The organism is Mesorhizobium sp. USDA 3734 (genome assembly GCF_056279665.1).
Genome location: NZ_JBWCCW010000001.1, coordinates 3,500,068 through 3,518,173, shown reverse-complemented (window position 1 = coordinate 3,518,173; position 18,106 = coordinate 3,500,068). Strand labels below are relative to the sequence as shown.

Genomic DNA, 18,106 nt, shown 5'->3' with positions numbered 1-18,106 from the left:
GCATCGAACCAATGCCGGGTCGGCTGGTGATTTTGGGCTCGAAGGGCGGCCCGGCACTGCGGCCAGGTGGTCCATGGCCGAGTTCGTCGCTGCTTGAGATCGGCGGCCGCAGCATCGTCGTCGATTGCGGGCTTGGCGTGACGCGTGGTCTGGTCGATGCCGGCATCAGTCTGAAGGCGCTCGACCTGGTCTTCATCACGCATCTGCATTCCGACCATGTGCTGGAACTGGGGCCGCTGATCCACACCGCGTGGACGGCGGGCCTGGCGACGCCCGTCGGCGTGTTCGGTCCGCCTGGCACGGGTCATTACTGGCGGCGCTTCTGTCAGGCGATGGAGTTCGACATCGAGATCCGCATCGTCGATGAGGGCCGGCCGGATGTTCGCGAACTGGTTTCGATCGTCGAATTCGGCGAAGGCCAAGTGCTCGATCAGGGCGGCTTGACGGTTTCGGCGCTGCGCGTCGAGCATCCGCCGGTGACCGATTGTTTTGCGCTGCGCTTCCAGCGTGGCCCCAAAAGCGTGGTGTTCTCCGGCGATACGGCCTTCTGTCCGCCGCTCGCCGATTTTGCCCGGAGCGCGGATATCCTCGTCCACGAAGCCATGCTGGAAGAAGGCATCGAGCGGCTGGTGGCCAAGACCGGCAATGGCGCGCGGCTGAAAGACCATCTGCTTGCCAGCCACAGCTTTGCCGAAGAGGCCGGGCGCATCGCCAGCGATGCCGGCGTCAAGCGATTGGTGCTCAATCATCTCATTCCGGCCGACGATCCCGGGATCGGCGAGGCCGACTGGACTGCCGCTGCCAGGAAAACATGGGCTGGCGACTTGACGATCGCCCGCGACGGCCTTGTTGTGGGGTTAAGCAGCGCCAAAGCTGCAGCAGGAGAGGAAACCGCATGAAGCTTGCCACATTGAAGGACGGGACGCGCGACGGAAAACTCGTCGTCGTCTCGCGCGCGACCTGACACGCTTTACCGACGCCTCGTTCCTGGTACGCACGCTGCAGGCGGCGCTCGACGACTGGCGGCGCATCGCCCCGCACCTCGCGACAATAGCGGAGTCGCTGGAGAACAATGCGGTGCCGGCGGAGCGCTTTCACGAGCATGACGCCCATTCGCCGCTGCCGCGTGCCTATCAATGGGCTGATGGCTCGGCCTATGTGAACCATGTCGAGCTGGTGCGCAAAGCGCGCGGCGCCGAGATGCCGGCGAGCTTCTGGACCGACCCGCTGATCTACCAGGGCGGCGCGGACGCCTTCATCCCGCCGCGTGATCCGATCCGCATGGCTGACGAGGCCTTCGGCATCGATATGGAGGCGGAGGTCGCTGTCATCGTCGACGACGTGCCAATGGGCGCAAGCCTCAAGGAAGCGCGCGCCGCGATCCGGCTGGTGATGCTGGTCAACGACGTCACGCTGCGCGCTCTCACCGGGCCGGAACTGGCCAAGGGATTTGGGTTTTTCCAGTCAAAACCGTCCTCCGCGTTTTCGCCGGTCGCGGTGACGCCGGACGAACTGGGTGGCGCCTGGGATGGCGGCAAGGTCAACCTGCCGCTGCTCGCGGATCTCAACTGCAAGCCGTTCGGCCGGGCCAATGCCGGTATCGACATGACCTTCGATTTTCCGGCGCTGATCGTTCACGCGGCAAGGACACGGCCATTGGCCGCCGGCACCATCATCGGCTCGGGGACTGTTTCCAACAAGCTCGACGGCGGGCCGGGCAAACCTGTCTCGGCCGGCGGCGCCGGCTATTCCTGCATCGCCGAACTGCGCATGATCGAGACCATTGCGTCAGGCGAACCCAAAACGCCGTTCCTGCGCTTCGGCGACACGGTGCGCATCGAGATGAAGGACAAAGCTGGGCATTCGATTTTCGGCGCCATCGAGCAGAAGGTCGAGAAATACGAGAGGTAAGGGCATGACGGGGGACGCATTCTATCTGCTGGCCGGTGTCTGGGCACTCGCCATACTGGCGGTCTTCATCCAGGCGATCCGGCTGAGCTACCGCATCGAGGCGCGCTCGCCGGAGTTGACCAACCACAGCGGCTTTGCGCGCAAGGCGATGATGTTCCACACCATCACCAACATGAACGTCGCGCGCGACGAGGAGACGCAAGCCATCCGGCAGCGTATGAACCGGCTGCTGCTGATCGTTCTCGCGGGATTCGTGATCATGGGGGCGGGCTTGTCTCTGGTCCGATCTGCGGGACCATGAACCTGCTGGATCACCTGCGCCGCATGGCCGGCAACAATCTATGGTCGAACGACCGGCTCTATCGTGCGGTATTGTCGCTCCAGCCGGGCGAGTTCGAGGCCGAACGCACCAGTTTCTTCCCGTCGATCAAGGCGACGCTCAACCACATCCTCGCGGTCGATCATCTCTATCTCGATTTTCTCGAAGAGGGGGGCGTCGGCGCGGCCGCCCATGACGACTACGTGCCGTTCGACGAGCCGCAGGCGCTCTTTGCCGCCCAGAGCGCAGCCGACCGGCGGCTGATCGCCTTTTGCGAAAGGTTGTCGGCCGACGATCTCGACCGCCGCGTCATCACCGACCGGCGCGAGGACGGCATGATCCCCGAGCGGATCGGCGACATCCTCGCCCACGTCTTCCTGCACGACATCCACCATCGCGGCCAGGTGCACGCCATGCTGTCCGGCACCTCGGTCAAGCCGCCGCAACTGGACGAGTTCCTGCTCGATTATGATGTGAAGCTGAGGGAGAAAGAGGTCGAGCGGCTTGCACTTGGTGGTGGCGATTAATTATTGTAGTTACGAAAATTATTGACTTAATTGTTGTAGGTACATAAATTCCCATGAAGATCGTTTGGGACGAACCAAAGCGGTTAGCCAACATCGAAAAGCACGGCTTGGATTTTGCCGCACTGGATGGCGAATTTTTCCTGGGCTCGACGATCCGAACGGCCAAGGCCGGTAGGTTTATGGCAATTGGTCGGATGATTGACGGCGTCGTTGCGGTGATCTTTGCCCGGCTTGGCTCGGAGGGTATTTCGATTATTTCGATGCGGCCGGCCAACCAGGCGGAAAGGAGATTGTTCGATGGCAAAACTTAAGGTCAAAGGTACGAAGCGTGACGGGGAGTTCCAGCCTGGCAAGGGCTTTACCAAAGAAGACTGGGACGCCGTCTCGGACAACCCCGAATGGACCGAGGAGGACTTTCGAAATGCCCGTCCTTTTGCCGAAGTGTTCCCGGAGCTCGCCGAAAGCATTCGTCGTTCGCGCGGACGGCCAGCTCTCGACAATCCGAAGAAGCAGGTGACGCTCCGGCTGGACAGCGATGTGGTCGCCCAGTTTCGTGCCGGCGGTCCCGGTTGGCAAAGCCGGATCAACGATATTCTGCGCAAGGCAGTAGGCCTCGCCAAATAGGCGCTTGCGCCTCGCGCGGTGGATCTACTCCGCCGCCTGAACCTTGATCACCCCACGCTTGATCTGGTCCTGCTCGATCGATTCGAACAGTGCGCGGAAATTGCCCTCGCCAAAACCTTCGTCGCCCTTGCGCTGGATGAATTCGAAGAAGATCGGACCGATCACGGTTTTCGAAAAAATCTGCAAAAGGACCTTGGTCATGCCGCCATCGACGACGCCTTCGCCATCGATCAGGATGCCGTGCTTCTTCATCCGCCCGATAGGCTCGTCATGGCCGTTCACGCGGTCATACGACATGTCGTAGTAGGTTTCCGGCGGGCCGGGCATGAACTTCAGCCCGTTCTCGGCCAGCCTGTCGGTGGCGGCGTAAATCTCGTCGGTGCCCACCGCGATGTGCTGGATGCCTTCGCCATTGTACTTCTTCAGATATTCGGCGATCTGGCTGGTCTCGTCCTTGGACTCGTTCAGCGGAATGCGGATCTTGCCGCAGGGCGAGGTGATGGCGCGGCTGACCAGTCCGGTGATCTTGCCGTCGATGTCGAAGAAATGGATCTGCTTGAAGCCGAACAGATTGCGGTAGAAATCCCACCATTTGTCCATCTGGCCGCGATAGACATTGTGGGTCAGGTGATCGAGATAATAGAAGCCGACGCCTTCCGGCCGTGGGTCGCGCGCACCCAGCCACTCGAACTCGGCATCATAGGCCGAACCCTTCTTGCCGTAGGTCTCGATGAAATAGAGCAGCGAGCCGCCAATGCCGACGATCGCCGGCACGTCGAGCGCCTTGTCGGCGCCTTCGTAAGGCGTGGCGCCCTTGGCAACGGCATGCTCGAAAGCGTGCTTGGCATCGACCACCCGCCAGGCCATTGAGGCGGCGCAGGGGCCATGCTTGTCGACGAACTTCATCGCATGCGAGCCGGGCTCGGCATTGACGACATAGTTGATGTCGCCTTGGCGCCAGATGGTGATGTTTTTCGTGCGGTGCTTGGCCACCGCGACATAGCCCATCCGGGTGAACAGTTCCGCCAGTTTTTCCGGCTCCGCATGCGCGAACTCGACGAACTCGAAACCGTCGGTGCCGGCCGGATTGTCCTTGCTGATTCTGGCGGGCGGGGCGTCGTGCGGGAAGGGACCCATGATATTCCTCCGAAAGCTGGGCTGGCCTGAAAAGGCCATCTGACGCCCATCATAACGCGAACGGGGTGCATGGTGCTTGCATTCAAGCGCTTGAAATGATCATCTGATGCGTGAATCGTGCATGATAAGAGACAAAACCATGGATGAGACGCGCATTGATCAGTTCGACCGCAAGATAATGGCACTATTGCAGGGTGATGCACGGCTGACCAACAACGATCTTTCGGAACGGGTGAACTTGTCGGCGTCGCAATGCTCGCGCCGCCGCCAGCGGCTGGAGGAGGACGGCTTTATCAAGGGCTATCGCGCGATTCTCGACCGCGACAAGCTCGGTTTTTCCTTGGTCAATGTCATCTCGGTGACGTTGGCCACCCACAATCGCGACAATGCACGGCGCTTCGGCGAACTGGTGGCGCGGCTGCCGGAAGTGCAGGAGGCGCACGCGCTGACCGGTGAGATGGACTATATCCTGAAAGTGGTGACGCCCGATTTGAAGTCGCTGTCGGAATTCGTCAACGGCGTGCTCCTGCCGCACGAATCCGTGCAGCATGTGAAAACGGCGATCGTGCTTGAAACGCTGAAGGAAACAGGCGCATTGCCGATTTAGGCTGGGCCGATTAAGCCGCGGGCCGCTTATCCCTTCGATTGCTGGATCAACCCGTAGAGGTTGGTGCAGCGGGCGCCGGAGCGGCAATAGGCGAAGACCGGGCCGTCGAGTTCATTGAGCGCCTCGGCCTGATCCTCGACATTCTCGGCCGTGATCTGGCCGCTGATGACGGGGATGTAGCGGAAGGCGAGGCCCGCGGCTTCGACCGCCGCCTTGACGGCATCGGCAGAAGGCTGGCCGGGCTGCTCATCATCCGGCCGGTTGCAGATGACGCTCTTGAAGCCGGCTTCCTTGATGGCGGCGACGTCTTCCGGCTGGATCTGGCCCGAGACCGAATAGTCCTCGCTGATCTCACGATATTCCATGACGATGTCCTCGCAATCTGATTTGGCTGGAGTCTTGCCACTCCCTGACGTGGCGGGCAACTCGAATCCTATGCCGCAGCCGGTTGAGCGAGCCTTGCCCTGGCGAAACGCGCCACGACGATGCCGGCAATCACAGCCGCGACGAAGATCGCTGTCGCCGAATAGCCAAGGCCAAGGGCAGGGATGGCTCCGCCGGGACAGAAGCCGGCAATGCCCCAGCCGATGCCGAAGACAGCGGCGCCGCCAACCAGCTCCGTGTCGATGGCGCGCTTCGTCGGCAGTGCGAAGGCGGTTTCGAACACCGGCGTCTTGCGCCGAGCGAATACGAGGCGATAGCCGACGAAGGCGACCGCCAGGCCGCCAGCCATCACAAAAATCAGGCTTGGGTCCCATGTACCGGCAATATCGAAGAAGTTCAGCACTTTTGCCGGATTGATCATGCCGGAAATGGCGATGCCAAGGCCGAAAACCCCGCCGATCAGGAACGCCGAGACGAGCTTGTTCATCGGCTCAGCCTCCGATCACGTGGCGGATGATGAAGACGGTGGCGAAGGCGGCAATCATGAAGGTCACGACGGCGACGATCGAGCGTGGCGACAGCCGCGCCATGCCGCAAATGCCGTGCCCGCTCGGGCAGCCGCCGCCGAAATGCACGCCGATGCCGACCAGGAACCCGCCGACGATAAGTGCCAGCGTTGGCACCGGCACGCTGAAGCCGATCTGCCCGCCGATAGCCTGATAGAGAAGCGGCGCCGCCACCGCGCCGGCGAGAAAGGCGGCCCGCCAGCGCCATTCGGGAGAAAGCGGCGGGATGACCCCGGTGAGGATGCCGGTCATCCCGGCAATCCGTCCATGCAGTGCCATCAAGAACACTGCCGACAGGCCGATGAGAGCGCCGCCAAGCAGCGACTGGAGAGGCGTGAAGTTCGTCATGGAGAGCCGGCTTTCGATCTGTGGTCGATCCGCGTCTTCGCGCGGCTCGACACCATAGCGCAGATAGACATTTCCGGCGAAGAATCCAACTCACGCTGCCCAAAACGGAAACGGAAGGCGGAGACTGGCTCCGCCTTTCCGAGAAGAGCTTCGATCAGCTACCGAGAATGGCGCCTTTGATCTGACGGATATTGTTGTGCATCATGTCGATATAGGTAGCAGCCGGGCCGTCGGGCTGCGACAGCGCATCCGAATAGAGCGTACCGCCGACCTTGATCCCGGTCTCGCTGGCGATCTGCTCGATCAGGCGCGGGTTGGTGATGTTCTCGACGAAGATCGCAGCCGCCTTGTCCTGCTTCACCTGGGTAACCAACTTGGCGACGTCGGCGGCGGACGGTTCGGAATCGGTCGAGATGCCTTGCGGGGCGAGGAAGGTCAGGCCGTATGCGTGTTCGAAATAGCCGAAGGCGTCGTGCGAGGTGATGACCACGCGCTTGCTCTCCGGGATCGAGGCGATCGCCACCTTCACTTCACCTTCGACCGCGTCGAGCTTCTTGGTGTAGGCGGCGGCATTGGTCTGGTAGCTGACGCAGCCTTCTGAATCGGCCGCGCAGAAGGCTTCGGCGATGTTCTTCACGTAGATCCTGGCATTGGCGATCGACTGGAAGGCGTGCGGATCGGTGACCGTCTTGCCGCCGCCGGTGCCGGCACCTTCGGCTGCGTCGGCATCGGCGAATTCAGGCTTGAAATCGATTGGCGTCACACCCTGGGTCAAGGTGATGATCGAGGCCTTGGTGGCGCTGGCGTCGACCAGCCGCTGCAAGAAACCCTCGAAATGCAGGCCGTTGACCAGCACGATATCGGCCTTGGCCATGGCCACCGCATCGGCCGGGCTCGGCTCGTAGACATGGGCGTCGCCATCCGGCCCGACGATGGTGGTGATGTCGATACGGTCGCCGCCGACATTCCTGGCGAAATCGGCAATGACGGTGAAGCTGGCGACCACTTTCAGCGGTGCCGCGTAGGCCGACGATGCGCCAAAGGCGGTTAATGTTATAACACTCATCGCCAGGGCGGCATGGATCGATTTCAGCATGAAGGTCTCCTTTTAGGGGCGGGGGATCAGGCCGTTCTGTGACGGTGGTGGATGATGCGCGCGCGCAGAATGCCGCGCGTGCCAAACAGGATCGAGGCGAAATAAACGACGCCGGCCGACAGGATGATCGCCGGGCCGGACGGCAGCGACGCGTGATAGGACAACAGCAGCCCGGCGACGCAGGAGGCAAAGCCGATCAGCACCGCCAGCACGCACATCGGCTCGACGCGCACCGTCCAGAAACGGGCGGCGGCGGCCGGCAGCATCATCAGTCCGACTGACAGAAGCGTGCCCAGCGCCTGGAAGCCGCCGACGAGGTTGAGCACGACGAGGCCGAGAAAGATGAAATGCACCGGACTGCCGAGCCGGCTGACCGAGCGCAGGAACAGCGGGTCGAGGCACTCGGCGACCAGTGCCCGCCAGAAGATGGCAAGGCTGACCAGCGTCACCGTAACGATGCCACCGATCAGCGTCAGGGCTTCATCGTTGAGCGCCAGCACGGTGCCGAACAGCACATGCATGAGATCGACGCTGGAGCCCCGGATCGACACCATCAGCACGCCGATGGCGAGCGAAATCAGATAGAAGGCCGCCATCGAGGCGTCCTCGCGCTGGATGGTGAAGCGCGAGACGGCGCCGGCGCCGAGCGCGACGATGACGCCGGCGATCAGGCCGCCGACGGTCATCGGCAGGATTTCCAGCCCATAGAACAGGAAGCCGGCGGCAGCACCCGGCAGGATGGCATGCGCCATGGCGTCGCCTGACAGGCTCATCCGCCGCAGCATCAGGAAGACGCCGATCGGGCAGGCCCCGAGCGACAGCATCAGCGAACCGATCAGGGCCCGCTGCATGAAGCCGAAATCGGCGAAAGGCGCGATGAAAAGACCGTAAAGCGCGTCCATCAGGCAGCCCTCGGTCCGACGCCGTGGTGATGGTCATGATGGTCGTGATCATGAGGGTGTTCGTCTGGCTCGCACCAGGGCGCATTCTCTTCCCAGGCTTCGTGGAAACGGCGGGCGCGCAACAGGTTTTCAGGCTTCAGCGTTTCCCTGGTTTCGCCCCAGGCGATCGGCTGGCGGGCGAGAAGCAGTGTTTCGGGGAAATTCTGCCGCACAAGATCGAGATCGTGGACAACCACCATGATGGTGCGTTCCTCGCCATGCCAGTGCTTGATCAGGGCAATAAGGTCGCCGACCGTCTTGGCGTCGACGGCATTGAAGGGTTCGTCTAGCAGGATGAGGTCGGCGTCCTGCAGCAGGACACGCGCAAACAGCGTGCGCTGCAGCTGGCCGCCCGACAGCGTGTCGATCGGCCGCTTCTCGAAGCCGCCGAGGCCGACCGCCATCAGCGCCTTGCTGACGTCATCGCGATCTTGCCTGGTGTAGCGGCCAAGCAGACCGCGCCGTGGCCACAGGCCGAGCGAAACCAGATCCACCACCCGCGCCGGAAAGGAGCGGTCGAGCTCCGATTGCTGCGGCAGATAGGCGGCGCGAACGCCGGGCGCGCGGATAACTTCGCCGGCCATCGGCTTCAGGACGCCGACGATACCTTTCATCAGCGTCGATTTGCCGGAGCCGTTGGCGCCGACGACAGCCGTCAGCGAGCCCTTGCGGATGGTGCCGTCGAGATGATGGATTGCCGGATGGCTGCCGTAGCCAAGCGTCAGGTCGCGGAATGTCAGGCAGGTGTTTGTCATTCTGCGATCCGTGAGGGCGGCGAAATCCGGCTGCAGGCAGCGGCCGATTGGATATGTGATGTTATTACATTAGTCAACAAGCCAATCCGGCGGAATTGCGGCTGGCGGGTCAACTTGCCGTGTGTGGATATCATATGCCCTTGGCCCAAGGGGATTCGACCTTGCGACCTTGCCCGAAGCCGGCCGCAACTCTAAAGAGGCGCAACCGCCACAGGAAGGAACCATCCAATGAGCATTCGTCGCATCGATGTTGGCCCGCGCATGAGCCAGATCGTCATTCACGGAGATACCGTCTATCTGGCCGGTCAGGTCGGTAAGCCGACCGGCAACGTCGCTTCGCAGACCAGGGACATCCTGGCGGCTGTCGATGAGCTGCTGGCCAAGGCCGGTTCCGACAAGACCAAGATCCTGCAGGCGATCATCTGGCTGGCGGACATGAGCACGTTTGCCGAGATGAATGCGGAATGGGACAAGTGGGTGCCGCAAGGCAACACGCCAGCCCGCGCCACCGGCGAAGCAAAGCTCGCCGGCCCGGAATATCTGGTCGAGATCATTATCACCGCTGCGATTTGAGTTTTTTACCCTCCCCCTTGTGGGGAGGGTCGCTGCGAAGCAGCGGGGTGGGGGTCGGCGCAACGGCCCTTCGCTATGGCTCCGCGCGTTCGGCGTTCGAAAAGCCAAATCGTTGGCTTTTCGCCAGCCTTCGGCTGGACACGCCTCACCCCTGCGACGGCGTGAATCTTGCCACCAGCGTGTGGCTCTCGGCCGCGTAGGTAAAGCGCACATGGGTGACCGGGTGATCGGCGCTCCATGTCCGTCGCTCGACCACAAGGCACGGCGCGCCGGCTGCGATGTCGAGCGCGGCCGCGATATGCCTGTCGGCGGCGACGGCGCGAATCCGGTGTTCGGCTTCGCTCCACGGCACGCGGCCAATCAACCATGGTCCTGGTGCGATGGCCACGAATTCCTCGTCGGCTGCTTCGGGCACGGCGGTGAGATTGATCAGCCGCTGTTCATGCGCGAACGGCCGCTCGCCGGCGAAATGCCGACACTCCAGCGCCAGCACCGGTCCGGCCACGCCCAGCTCCAGCAGGGCGCGATCCTCGGCGCTGCTGCGCCTTTTGTGTCGCGCGACGCGCTCGTAGCGGTAAAGCAGGCCGAGTGCTTCGACCTCGATGCGGATGTCGTGGATCTCCAGCACCGCCGCTTGCGACTGCGGCCGGCGCACAAAGCTGCCTGAGCGGCGGCGCCGCTCGATCAGCCCGGCCTTGGCAAGCTGCGACAGCGCCTTGTTCACCGTCATGCGCGAGCAATTGTACTGCGTGCTCAGTTCGTGCTCGAACGGGATGCGATGACCGGGCGCCCAGGCACCGGACATGATGCGTTCGCTGATGTCGGACAGGATGCGCTGGTGGAGCGAGACGCTACCTTCCACATCTGCAGTCTCGACAATGCTCATGCTGAAAGCGCCGTCATCACGCTGCGAAACCGCTCGGTGATGGCCTCGCGCTTGACATGCCTGCCGCCACTGACCTGTTTGCGGCCATGCACCCAGACGCAATCGACCTTGCTGCCATTGGCAAAGATCCAGGCGTCGAGGATCGCGTCGCCGCTCTTGCCGGCCAGCGAAGGATTGCTGGCGTCGAGCGAGACGAGATCGGCGGATGCGCCGGCGGCGATTGTGGAGGCGCCGGCGCCAAGGGCGACGCTGCCGCCGTCGAGCGCGGCGTCGAACAGCGCGCGGCCGGTCGAGCCGCCGGCGACGGCCAGCACATTGCGGGCGCGGTGGGCGAGGCGCTGCGAATATTCGAGCTGGCGCAACTCGTCGGGCAGGCCGATCAGCACGTTGGAATCGGAGCCGACGCCAAAGCGGCCGCCATGGTCTCCGAACAGCGGCGCTGCAAAGGTGCCGTCACCAAGATTGGCCTCGGTGATCGGGCAAAGACCGGCAATGGCGCCGCTCTTGGCCATGGCAATGGTTTCCGCATCGGTCATATGCGTGGCGTGGATCAGGCACCAGCGCTTGTCGACCTTGGCGTTGGCCAGGAGAAATTGAACCGGCCGCGCGCCCGACCAGGCAAGGCAATCCTCGACTTCCTTCACCTGCTCGGCAATGTGGATGTGGATAGGCCCATCCGGCACCATCTCGGCCACCTTAATCAGTTCTTCCGTCGTCGCCGCGCGCAAGCTGTGTGGCGCGACGCCGACGACCCCTTGATTCAAAGTGCGAACGCATTCCCGGCTTTTCTCAACAAGCCGCGAGAACCGATTCACATCGTTGATGAATCGACGCTGGCCTTCGTTTGGCGCCGCACCCCCGAAGGACGAATGTGCATAAAAGACCGGCAGCAGCGTCAGGCCGATACCCGTCTCGCCGGCCGCGGCCGCTATGCGCTCGGCCATCTCGGCTGGGTTGGCGTAGGAGTTTCCATCGCGGTCGTGATGCAGATAGTGAAATTCGCCGACCCGTGAAAAGCCGGCCTCCAGCATCTCGACATAGAGTTGTGCGGCAACCGCCTCGACCTGATCGGGCGTCATCGACAGGGCGAAGCGGTACATCACCTCGCGCCAGCTCCAGAAACTGTCGGCGGAGGGACCGCGCAGCTCGGCAAGGCCGGCCATGCCGCGCTGGAAGGCGTGGCTGTGCAGGTTGGGCATGCCGGGCAGCAGGATCGCGTGGCGTTCGTCGCCAGCTGCCGCTGTGGCACCAGGCTGAACGGCTGTAATGCGTCCCTCGGCCAAGGCGATCCGCACATTGTCGTGCCAACCATTGGGAAGGAGTGCCTGTTCCGCAAAGATCGCTGCCACTTTTCTCTCCGGTTCTCTGTCTCTCATGCGATGATGGCACTTGCAGTGCGTTTCAATATGTATATACATAATCGCCATCGATTGAAACGGAAAAGATGATGGCTGCAGAGAGCAAAAGCCGGGCAGGGGGTCTTCGTCTGTGGCGCAATGCGCGCCTGGCGACGATGGCCGAAGGTTCTGCTGGACTAGGCATTGTCGAACATGGCGCGGTCGCTGCGCGTGACGGGCGCATCGTCTATGCCGGTCCCGAGTCGGAACTGCCCTCAACGCTTGCCCAGGGCGCGGCGACAGTCGATTGCGAGGGCCGCTGGATCACGCCTGGCCTGATCGACTGCCACACTCATCTGGTCCATGCCGGCAACCGCGCCAACGAGTTCGAGATGCGGCTGGCCGGCGCCACCTATGAAGAAGTCGCCAGAGCCGGCGGCGGCATTGTCTCCTCGGTCAAATCCTTGCGGGCCGCCAGCGAAGACGATCTGGTCGCGCAATCGCTGCCACGCCTCGATGCGCTGATCGCCGAGGGTGCTACCACGGTCGAAATCAAATCGGGCTATGGGCTCGACCTCGAAAACGAGAAGAAGTCGCTGCGTGCGGCACGGCAGTTGGGCAACCAGCGGCCGGTGACGATCCGCACCACTTTTCTCGGCGCTCACGCATTGCCGCCGGAAGCCAAGGGCGACAAGGACGCTTTCATCGATCTGGTCGCCAAGGAAATTCTCCCGGCGGTTGCCGCCGAGGGGCTGGCCGATGCCGTCGACGGGTTTTGCGAGGGCATCGCCTTTTCGCCGGAGCAGATGGCGCGCGTCTTCGATGCCGCCAAGACGTCTGGTCTGCCGGTCAAGCTCCATGCCGACCAACTGTCCAACCTGCATGGCGCCGAACTCGCCGCCCGCTACGGTGCGCTGTCGGCGGATCATCTCGAATACACGGATGAGGCGGGTGCGGCGGCGATGGCGAAGGCCGGAACCGTGGCGACGATCCTGCCCGGCGCTTACTATTTCATTCGCGAAACCAAGAAGCCGCCGATCGGCCTGTTTCGCCAGCATGGCGTCAAGATGGCTGTCGCCACCGACAACAATCCCGGCACCTCGCCACTGACCTCGCTGCTTCTGACCATGAACATGGCCGCGACCTTGTTCGGCCTGACCGTCGACGAATGCCTTGCCGGCGTTACCCGCGAAGCCGCCCGCGCGCTTGGTTTGCTTGAAGAAACCGGCACGCTCGAAGTCGGAAAATCCGCCGACCTGGCGATCTGGAGCATCGAGCGCCCCGCCGAACTCGTCTACCGCATGGGCTTCAACCCGCTGCATGCCCGCATCTGGAGAGGACAATGACCGAACTGACCCTGAAGCCCGGCAATGCGACGCTGGCCGACTGGCGCGCCATCTATCGTGGCGCCGCACTGAGGCTGGACGATGCCTGCCGGCCGAAAATCAAGGCGAGCGCCGAGGCCGTCGCCAGGATTGTTGCGAAGGGCGAGCCGGTCTATGGCATCAACACCGGCTTCGGCAAACTGGCCAGCGTCCGTATCCCCGCCGAAGACCTGGAGACCTTACAGCGCAACATCGTGCTGTCGCATGCCGCCGGCGTTGGCGAGCCGATGCCGGTTGCCGTCTGCCGGCTGATGATGGCGCTGAAGCTGGCCAGCCTGGCGCAGGGCGCCTCCGGCGTGCGGCCGCAGACCATCGAGTTGCTCGAAGCGATGCTGGCCAACGACGTCATCCCGGTGGTGCCGGCGCAAGGTTCGGTCGGCGCCTCCGGCGACCTTGCCCCGCTGTCGCACATGACGGCGGTGATGATCGGTGTTGGCGAATGCTTTACCCCCCATGGCCGCTTCCCGGCCAAGGTAGCCTTTGTCTCGCACGGGCTGGAGCCGGTGACCTTGGGCGCCAAGGAAGGCCTGGCACTGCTCAATGGCACGCAGTTTTCGACGGCCTACGCGCTGGCCGCCCTGTTTGAGGCCGAAGTACTTTACCAGTCGGCGCTGGTCGCCGGTGCCTTGTCGACCGACGCGGCAAAAGGCTCGGACGCCCCTTTCGATCCGCGCATCCATGCGCTGAGAAAGCATCCCGGCCAGATCGAGACGGCGGACGCGCTGCGCAATCTGATGGCCGGCAGCGCCATCCGTGAATCGCACCGGGTTGGCGATGAACGTGTGCAGGATCCCTATTGCTTGCGCTGCCAGCCGCAGGTCATGGGCGCGGCACTCACCGTGCTGCGCCAGGCGGCCGACACGCTGGGCACCGAAGCCAATGGCGTCACCGACAATCCGCTGATCTTCGCCGAGGATGACACGGCACTTTCCGGCGGCAATTTCCACGCCGAGCCGGTGGCCTTCGCCGCCGACATGATCGCGCTCGCCGTCTGCGAAATCGGTTCTCTGTCGGAACGCCGCATCGCCATGCTGGTCGACCCCGCACTGTCCGGCATGCCGGCCTTCCTGACGCCAAAGCCCGGCCTGAATTCCGGCTTCATGATCCCGCAGGTGACGGCGGCGGCCCTTGTCTCGGAAAACAAGCAGAAAGCCTATCCGGCCAGCGTCGATTCCATTCCCACCTCCGCCAACCAGGAGGACCACGTCTCGATGGCCGCGCATGGCGCGCGCCGGCTGATCGGTATGGTCGAGAACGCCACCGCGGTCATCGGCATCGAATTGCTTGCCGCCGCGCAAGGCTGCGACTTCCATGCGCCGCTGGCGTCGAGCGATGCCCTGGAGGCCGTGCGCAAGCTGGTCCGGGCCGAGGTGCCGCATCTCGACAATGACCGGCATTTCCACCCCGACATGGAAAAGGCCATCGCCATGGTGCGCAGCGGCGCGACCATCAAGGCAGCCGCCGCGATAGCGCTGCCGTCGATTTCCGGAGCGGCATGATGGCAAGCACGCCCTGGCTCACCGTCACGCCCGGTACCGCCCCGCTGCTGGTGTCGATTTCCGCACACCGGAATCGATCTCGCCGGCCTGGAGAACCGGCTGGTGTCGCCCTGGCTCGGCCGCCGCGACTGCGACTGGTGGATCGACAAGCTCTATGATTTCGCCGGCAGCCTCGGCGCGACTGTCGTGCACACCGCGATCTCGCGCACCGTCATCGACGTTAACCGTGATCCATCCGGCGCCTCGCTTTACCCCGGCCAGGCGACGACCGGCCTTTGCCCGACCGAGACTTTCGATGGCGATCCGCTCTATCGCGAAGGGGAGGAGCCGGGACCTTCGGAAGTCGACGAACGTCGAGAGACTTATTTCGCGCCCTATCACGCCGCCTTGCAGGCCGAGATCGACCGCTTGCGTGGCCTGCACGAGAAGATCGTTCTCTACGACTGCCACTCGATCCGCTCAGTGTTGCCGCGTCTGTTTGAAGGCACGCTGCCAGTGTTCAATCTCGGCACCAATGACGGCAAAAGCGCCGATCCGACGTTGCAGGCGATGGTCGGCCAGATCATGGCCGAGACCGGGGAGACCTCTATCGTCAATGGCCGTTTCAAGGGCGGCTGGATCACGCGCCATTTCGGACAACCTCAAGATGGCGTGCATGCGCTGCAGATGGAACTGTCCAACCGCGGCTACATGCGCGAGCCGGAAGGTAAGGGCGCGCCCGACAATTGGCCGGTTCCCTACGATGCCGAGTTTGCAGCACCGATCCGCGCCACGCTGCGGAAAATCCTCGAGACCGCGACATCCTGGGCGCGCGGCTGACATCAGGTCCTTTTATGGAGTGACGCCATGAACAATCCTCGCCACAACATCCGTGAAGTCCGCAGCCCGCGCGGCACGGAAATCAGCGCCCGCTCCTGGCTGACGGAAGCGCCGCTGCGCATGCTGATGAACAATCTCGACCCGGACGTCGCCGAAAATCCCAACGAGCTTGTCGTCTATGGCGGTATCGGCCGGGCGGCGCGGACCTGGAACGATTTCGACCGCATCGTCGCCTCGTTGAGGACGCTGGCCGATGACGAGACTTTGCTGGTGCAGTCGGGCAAGCCGGTCGGCGTGTTCCGCACCCATACCGACGCACCGCGCGTGCTGATCGCCAATTCCAATTTGGTGCCGCACTGGGCGACCTGGGAAAAGTTCAACGAGCTCGATAAGAAAGGCCTGATGATGTACGGCCAGATGACGGCTGGCTCGTGGATCTACATCGGCACGCAAGGCATCGTGCAGGGCACCTACGAGACCTTCGTCGAGGCCGGCCGCCAGCATTATGGCGGCAATCTCAAGGGAAAATGGATCCTGACCGGCGGGCTCGGCGGCATGGGCGGCGCCCAGCCACTCGCCGCCGTCATGGCCGGCGCCTGCTGCCTGGCGATCGAATGCAACCCGGACTCGATCGATTTTCGGCTGCGCACCCGCTACGTCGACGAGCGCGCCGACACGCTCGACGAGGCGCTGGAAAAGATCGAACGCTGGACCAAGGCCGGCGAGGCGAAGTCGGTCGGCCTGCTTGGCAATACGGCCGAGATCGTCCCGGAAATATTCAGGCGTGGTATTCGCCCCGATATGGTCACCGACCAGACCTCGGCGCATGATCCCATCAACGGCTATCTGCCGAAGGGCTGGACGATGGCCGAGTGGCGCGAGAAGCGCGTCAGCGACCCCAAGGCGGTCGAGAAGGCGGCACGCGCCTCGATGCGTGAACATGTCGAGGCGATGGTGGCGTTCTGGAACGCCGGCGTGCCGACGCTCGACTACGGCAACAACATCCGCCAGGTGGCCAAGGAAGAAGGCTTCGAGAACGCCTTTGCCTTCCCAGGCTTCGTGCCGGCCTATATCCGCCCGCTGTTTTGCCGTGGCATCGGCCCGTTCCGCTGGGCAGCCCTGTCGGGCGATCCGGAGGACATCTACAAGACCGACGCCAAGGTGCGCGAGCTGACGCCCGGCAACACCCATCTGCACAACTGGCTGGACATGGCGCGCGAGCGCATCGCTTTCCAGGGCCTGCCGGCGCGCATCTGCTGGGTCGGCCTCGGCGACCGGCATCGGCTTGGCCTCGCCTTCAACGAGATGGTGGCCAAGGGCGAGCTCAAGGCGCCTGTCGTCATTGGTCGCGATCACCTCGATTCCGGATCGGTCGCCTCGCCGAACCGCGAAACGGAATCGATGAAGGATGGCTCGGACGCGGTGTCCGACTGGCCGCTGCTTAACGCGCTGCTCAACACCGCGTCGGGCGCCACCTGGGTGTCGCTGCACCATGGCGGCGGCGTCGGCATGGGCTTCTCGCAGCACGCCGGCATGGTCATCGTCGCCGACGGCACGCGGGACGCAGCCAGGCGCCTGGAGCGGGTGTTGTGGAACGACCCGGCGACCGGTGTCATGCGCCACGCCGACGCCGGCTACGACATCGCCATCGAATGCGCCAAGGAGCACCAGCTCAACCTACCCGGCATTCTCGGGTAACGGACTGATCTCATGCGCATCTTGCGGGCAGCCGAATACCGGTCGATGCCGTGGAAGAACGGCGGCGGCGTGACGACTGAAATCGCCATCTCGCCTACCGGTGCCGGGCTCGACGATTTCGACTGGCGCGTCTCGATGGCGCACGTCCAAGGTAGCGGCCCGTTCTCGCAGTTTGCCGGGATCGATCGGACCCTTGCCGTGCTCGAAGGCGAGGGCATTGTCCTCGACATTGCCGGCTACCCGCCGACATCCATAAACAGGGCGAATGCCCTGTTTTCCTTCCCGGCCGACGTGCAAACCTCGGCCACGCTGATCGGCGGCCCGATCACCGATCTCAATGTCATGACCCGCAGAAGCCGGATGACGCATTCGGTCGAACGCCTGGTGATTTCGGCTCCCGTGGAAATCTGGACCGAAGCCGGCACAACCCTCATCCTGTGCTTGAACGGCGAAGTCATCGTGCCCGCCGCCGAACCGGTTCACCTCGGGCCGCTCGACACGCTGCTGGCCGATCCGGACAGCAGCGGCTTGCTTGTCCATCCCGTCCATGAGGCAACGCTGTTCGTGATCCGGATCGGCGGCATCTCGGGCAACGATTAACGCTTGTTTCCAAACATGATCGCGACGCCGGCGAATTATAGCGTAAGCTGACGGCGGGCATCACGAAAAAGCCCGAATCCTCCCCGTCGATCGA

Annotated in this window: 20 protein-coding genes and 2 pseudogenes; 13 read left to right on the top strand and 9 right to left on the bottom strand. The window is 63.4% G+C overall.

Features of this window, described 5'->3' with window-relative positions; translation table 11 throughout:
- The first annotated feature begins 11 nt into the window (after positions 1-11).
- From ACZ89F_RS17245 to ACZ89F_RS17220, 6 genes and pseudogenes are all read left to right on the top strand, one after another.
- Positions 12-899 carry an MBL fold metallo-hydrolase gene (locus ACZ89F_RS17245; protein WP_476097302.1) on the top strand — a complete coding sequence of 296 codons (888 nt, stop codon included), beginning with the start codon at positions 12-14 and terminating at the stop codon, positions 897-899.
- A pseudogene (locus ACZ89F_RS17240) lies at positions 896-1,911 on the top strand (fumarylacetoacetate hydrolase family protein). Before ACZ89F_RS17245 ends, ACZ89F_RS17240 begins: the two are co-directional and overlap by 4 nt.
- A 4-nt stretch (positions 1,912-1,915) precedes the next feature.
- The gene (locus ACZ89F_RS17235; RefSeq protein ID WP_476093106.1) at positions 1,916-2,212 is read left to right on the top strand and encodes a hypothetical protein; all 297 of its coding nucleotides are present in this window, start codon (positions 1,916-1,918) and stop codon (positions 2,210-2,212) included.
- Positions 2,209-2,757 (top strand): DinB family protein, encoded by a 549-nt coding sequence (locus ACZ89F_RS17230; RefSeq protein WP_476093105.1) that lies wholly within the window; start codon positions 2,209-2,211, stop codon positions 2,755-2,757. Before ACZ89F_RS17235 ends, ACZ89F_RS17230 begins: the two co-directional genes overlap by 4 nt.
- Before the next feature lie 53 nt (positions 2,758-2,810).
- Complete coding sequence (locus ACZ89F_RS17225; protein ID WP_476093104.1) at positions 2,811-3,068, top strand: BrnT family toxin; 258 nt, start codon at positions 2,811-2,813, stop codon at positions 3,066-3,068.
- Entirely contained in the window at positions 3,055-3,381 is a 327-nt protein-coding gene (locus ACZ89F_RS17220; protein ID WP_476093103.1) for a BrnA antitoxin family protein, read from the top strand. Before ACZ89F_RS17225 ends, ACZ89F_RS17220 begins: the two co-directional genes overlap by 14 nt.
- A gap of 24 nt (positions 3,382-3,405) precedes the next feature.
- Here the strand turns inward: ACZ89F_RS17220 and hppD are convergent, their stop codons facing one another.
- Positions 3,406-4,518, bottom strand: coding sequence for a 4-hydroxyphenylpyruvate dioxygenase (hppD, locus tag ACZ89F_RS17215; protein WP_476093102.1), 1,113 nt, complete (start codon positions 4,516-4,518; stop codon positions 3,406-3,408).
- A 139-nt stretch (positions 4,519-4,657) separates the two neighbouring features.
- Between hppD and ACZ89F_RS17210 the strand changes: the two genes are divergently transcribed.
- Positions 4,658-5,125: an Lrp/AsnC family transcriptional regulator gene (locus tag ACZ89F_RS17210; RefSeq protein WP_476093101.1), complete on the top strand. Its 468-nt coding sequence runs from the start codon at positions 4,658-4,660 to the stop codon at positions 5,123-5,125.
- Positions 5,126-5,151: 26 nt separating this feature from the next.
- On the opposite strand, the gene ACZ89F_RS17205 is transcribed toward ACZ89F_RS17210, so the two are convergent.
- From ACZ89F_RS17205 to aztA, 6 genes are all read right to left on the bottom strand, one after another.
- On the bottom strand, positions 5,152-5,490 hold the full coding sequence (locus ACZ89F_RS17205; protein WP_476093100.1) for a protein tyrosine phosphatase family protein: 339 nt from the start codon (positions 5,488-5,490) through the stop codon (positions 5,152-5,154).
- Between the two features lie 68 nt (positions 5,491-5,558).
- A complete protein-coding gene (locus ACZ89F_RS17200; RefSeq protein ID WP_476093099.1) occupies positions 5,559-5,996 on the bottom strand; it encodes a DUF6691 family protein in 438 nt (145 codons plus the stop codon).
- A 4-nt stretch (positions 5,997-6,000) separates the two neighbouring features.
- Positions 6,001-6,423 (bottom strand): YeeE/YedE family protein, encoded by a 423-nt coding sequence (locus ACZ89F_RS17195; RefSeq protein ID WP_476093098.1) that lies wholly within the window; start codon positions 6,421-6,423, stop codon positions 6,001-6,003.
- 154 nt (positions 6,424-6,577) lie between these two features.
- A complete protein-coding gene (gene aztC / locus ACZ89F_RS17190) occupies positions 6,578-7,519 on the bottom strand; it encodes a zinc ABC transporter substrate-binding protein AztC (protein WP_476093097.1) in 942 nt (313 codons plus the stop codon).
- Positions 7,520-7,545: 26 nt separating this feature from the next.
- A complete protein-coding gene (gene aztB, locus ACZ89F_RS17185) occupies positions 7,546-8,421 on the bottom strand; it encodes a zinc ABC transporter permease AztB (RefSeq protein WP_476093096.1) in 876 nt (291 codons plus the stop codon).
- On the bottom strand, positions 8,421-9,215 hold the full coding sequence (aztA, locus tag ACZ89F_RS17180) for a zinc ABC transporter ATP-binding protein AztA (protein WP_476093095.1): 795 nt from the start codon (positions 9,213-9,215) through the stop codon (positions 8,421-8,423). The genes aztB and aztA overlap by 1 nt, the downstream gene beginning before the upstream one ends.
- 228 nt (positions 9,216-9,443) lie before the next feature.
- On the opposite strand from aztA, the gene ACZ89F_RS17175 reads away from it, so the two are divergent.
- Complete coding sequence (locus ACZ89F_RS17175) at positions 9,444-9,788, top strand: RidA family protein (protein ID WP_056593903.1); 345 nt, start codon at positions 9,444-9,446, stop codon at positions 9,786-9,788.
- Between the two features lie 145 nt (positions 9,789-9,933).
- On the opposite strand, the gene hutC is transcribed toward ACZ89F_RS17175, so the two are convergent.
- Together hutC and ACZ89F_RS17165 are read right to left on the bottom strand one after the other, a co-directional pair.
- Positions 9,934-10,674 (bottom strand): histidine utilization repressor, encoded by a 741-nt coding sequence (gene hutC, locus ACZ89F_RS17170; protein WP_476093094.1) that lies wholly within the window; start codon positions 10,672-10,674, stop codon positions 9,934-9,936.
- On the bottom strand, positions 10,671-12,023 hold the full coding sequence (locus ACZ89F_RS17165) for a formimidoylglutamate deiminase (protein WP_476093093.1): 1,353 nt from the start codon (positions 12,021-12,023) through the stop codon (positions 10,671-10,673). The genes hutC and ACZ89F_RS17165 overlap by 4 nt, the downstream gene beginning before the upstream one ends.
- A 98-nt stretch (positions 12,024-12,121) precedes the next feature.
- Here ACZ89F_RS17165 and hutI point away from each other — a divergent pair, with 98 nt between their 5' ends.
- From hutI to ACZ89F_RS17140, 5 genes and pseudogenes are all read left to right on the top strand, one after another.
- Complete coding sequence (gene hutI, locus ACZ89F_RS17160; RefSeq protein ID WP_476093092.1) at positions 12,122-13,357, top strand: imidazolonepropionase; 1,236 nt, start codon at positions 12,122-12,124, stop codon at positions 13,355-13,357.
- Entirely contained in the window at positions 13,354-14,895 is a 1,542-nt protein-coding gene (gene hutH, locus ACZ89F_RS17155; RefSeq protein ID WP_476093091.1) for a histidine ammonia-lyase, read from the top strand. The genes hutI and hutH overlap by 4 nt, the downstream gene beginning before the upstream one ends.
- A pseudogene (gene hutG / locus ACZ89F_RS17150) lies at positions 14,895-15,714 on the top strand (N-formylglutamate deformylase). Before hutH ends, hutG begins: the two are co-directional and overlap by 1 nt.
- A gap of 27 nt (positions 15,715-15,741) precedes the next feature.
- Positions 15,742-17,412, top strand: coding sequence for a urocanate hydratase (gene hutU, locus ACZ89F_RS17145; RefSeq protein ID WP_476093090.1), 1,671 nt, complete (start codon positions 15,742-15,744; stop codon positions 17,410-17,412).
- 12 nt (positions 17,413-17,424) lie between these two features.
- Complete coding sequence (locus tag ACZ89F_RS17140; protein WP_476093089.1) at positions 17,425-18,012, top strand: HutD/Ves family protein; 588 nt, start codon at positions 17,425-17,427, stop codon at positions 18,010-18,012.
- Positions 18,013-18,106 lie beyond the last annotated feature (94 nt).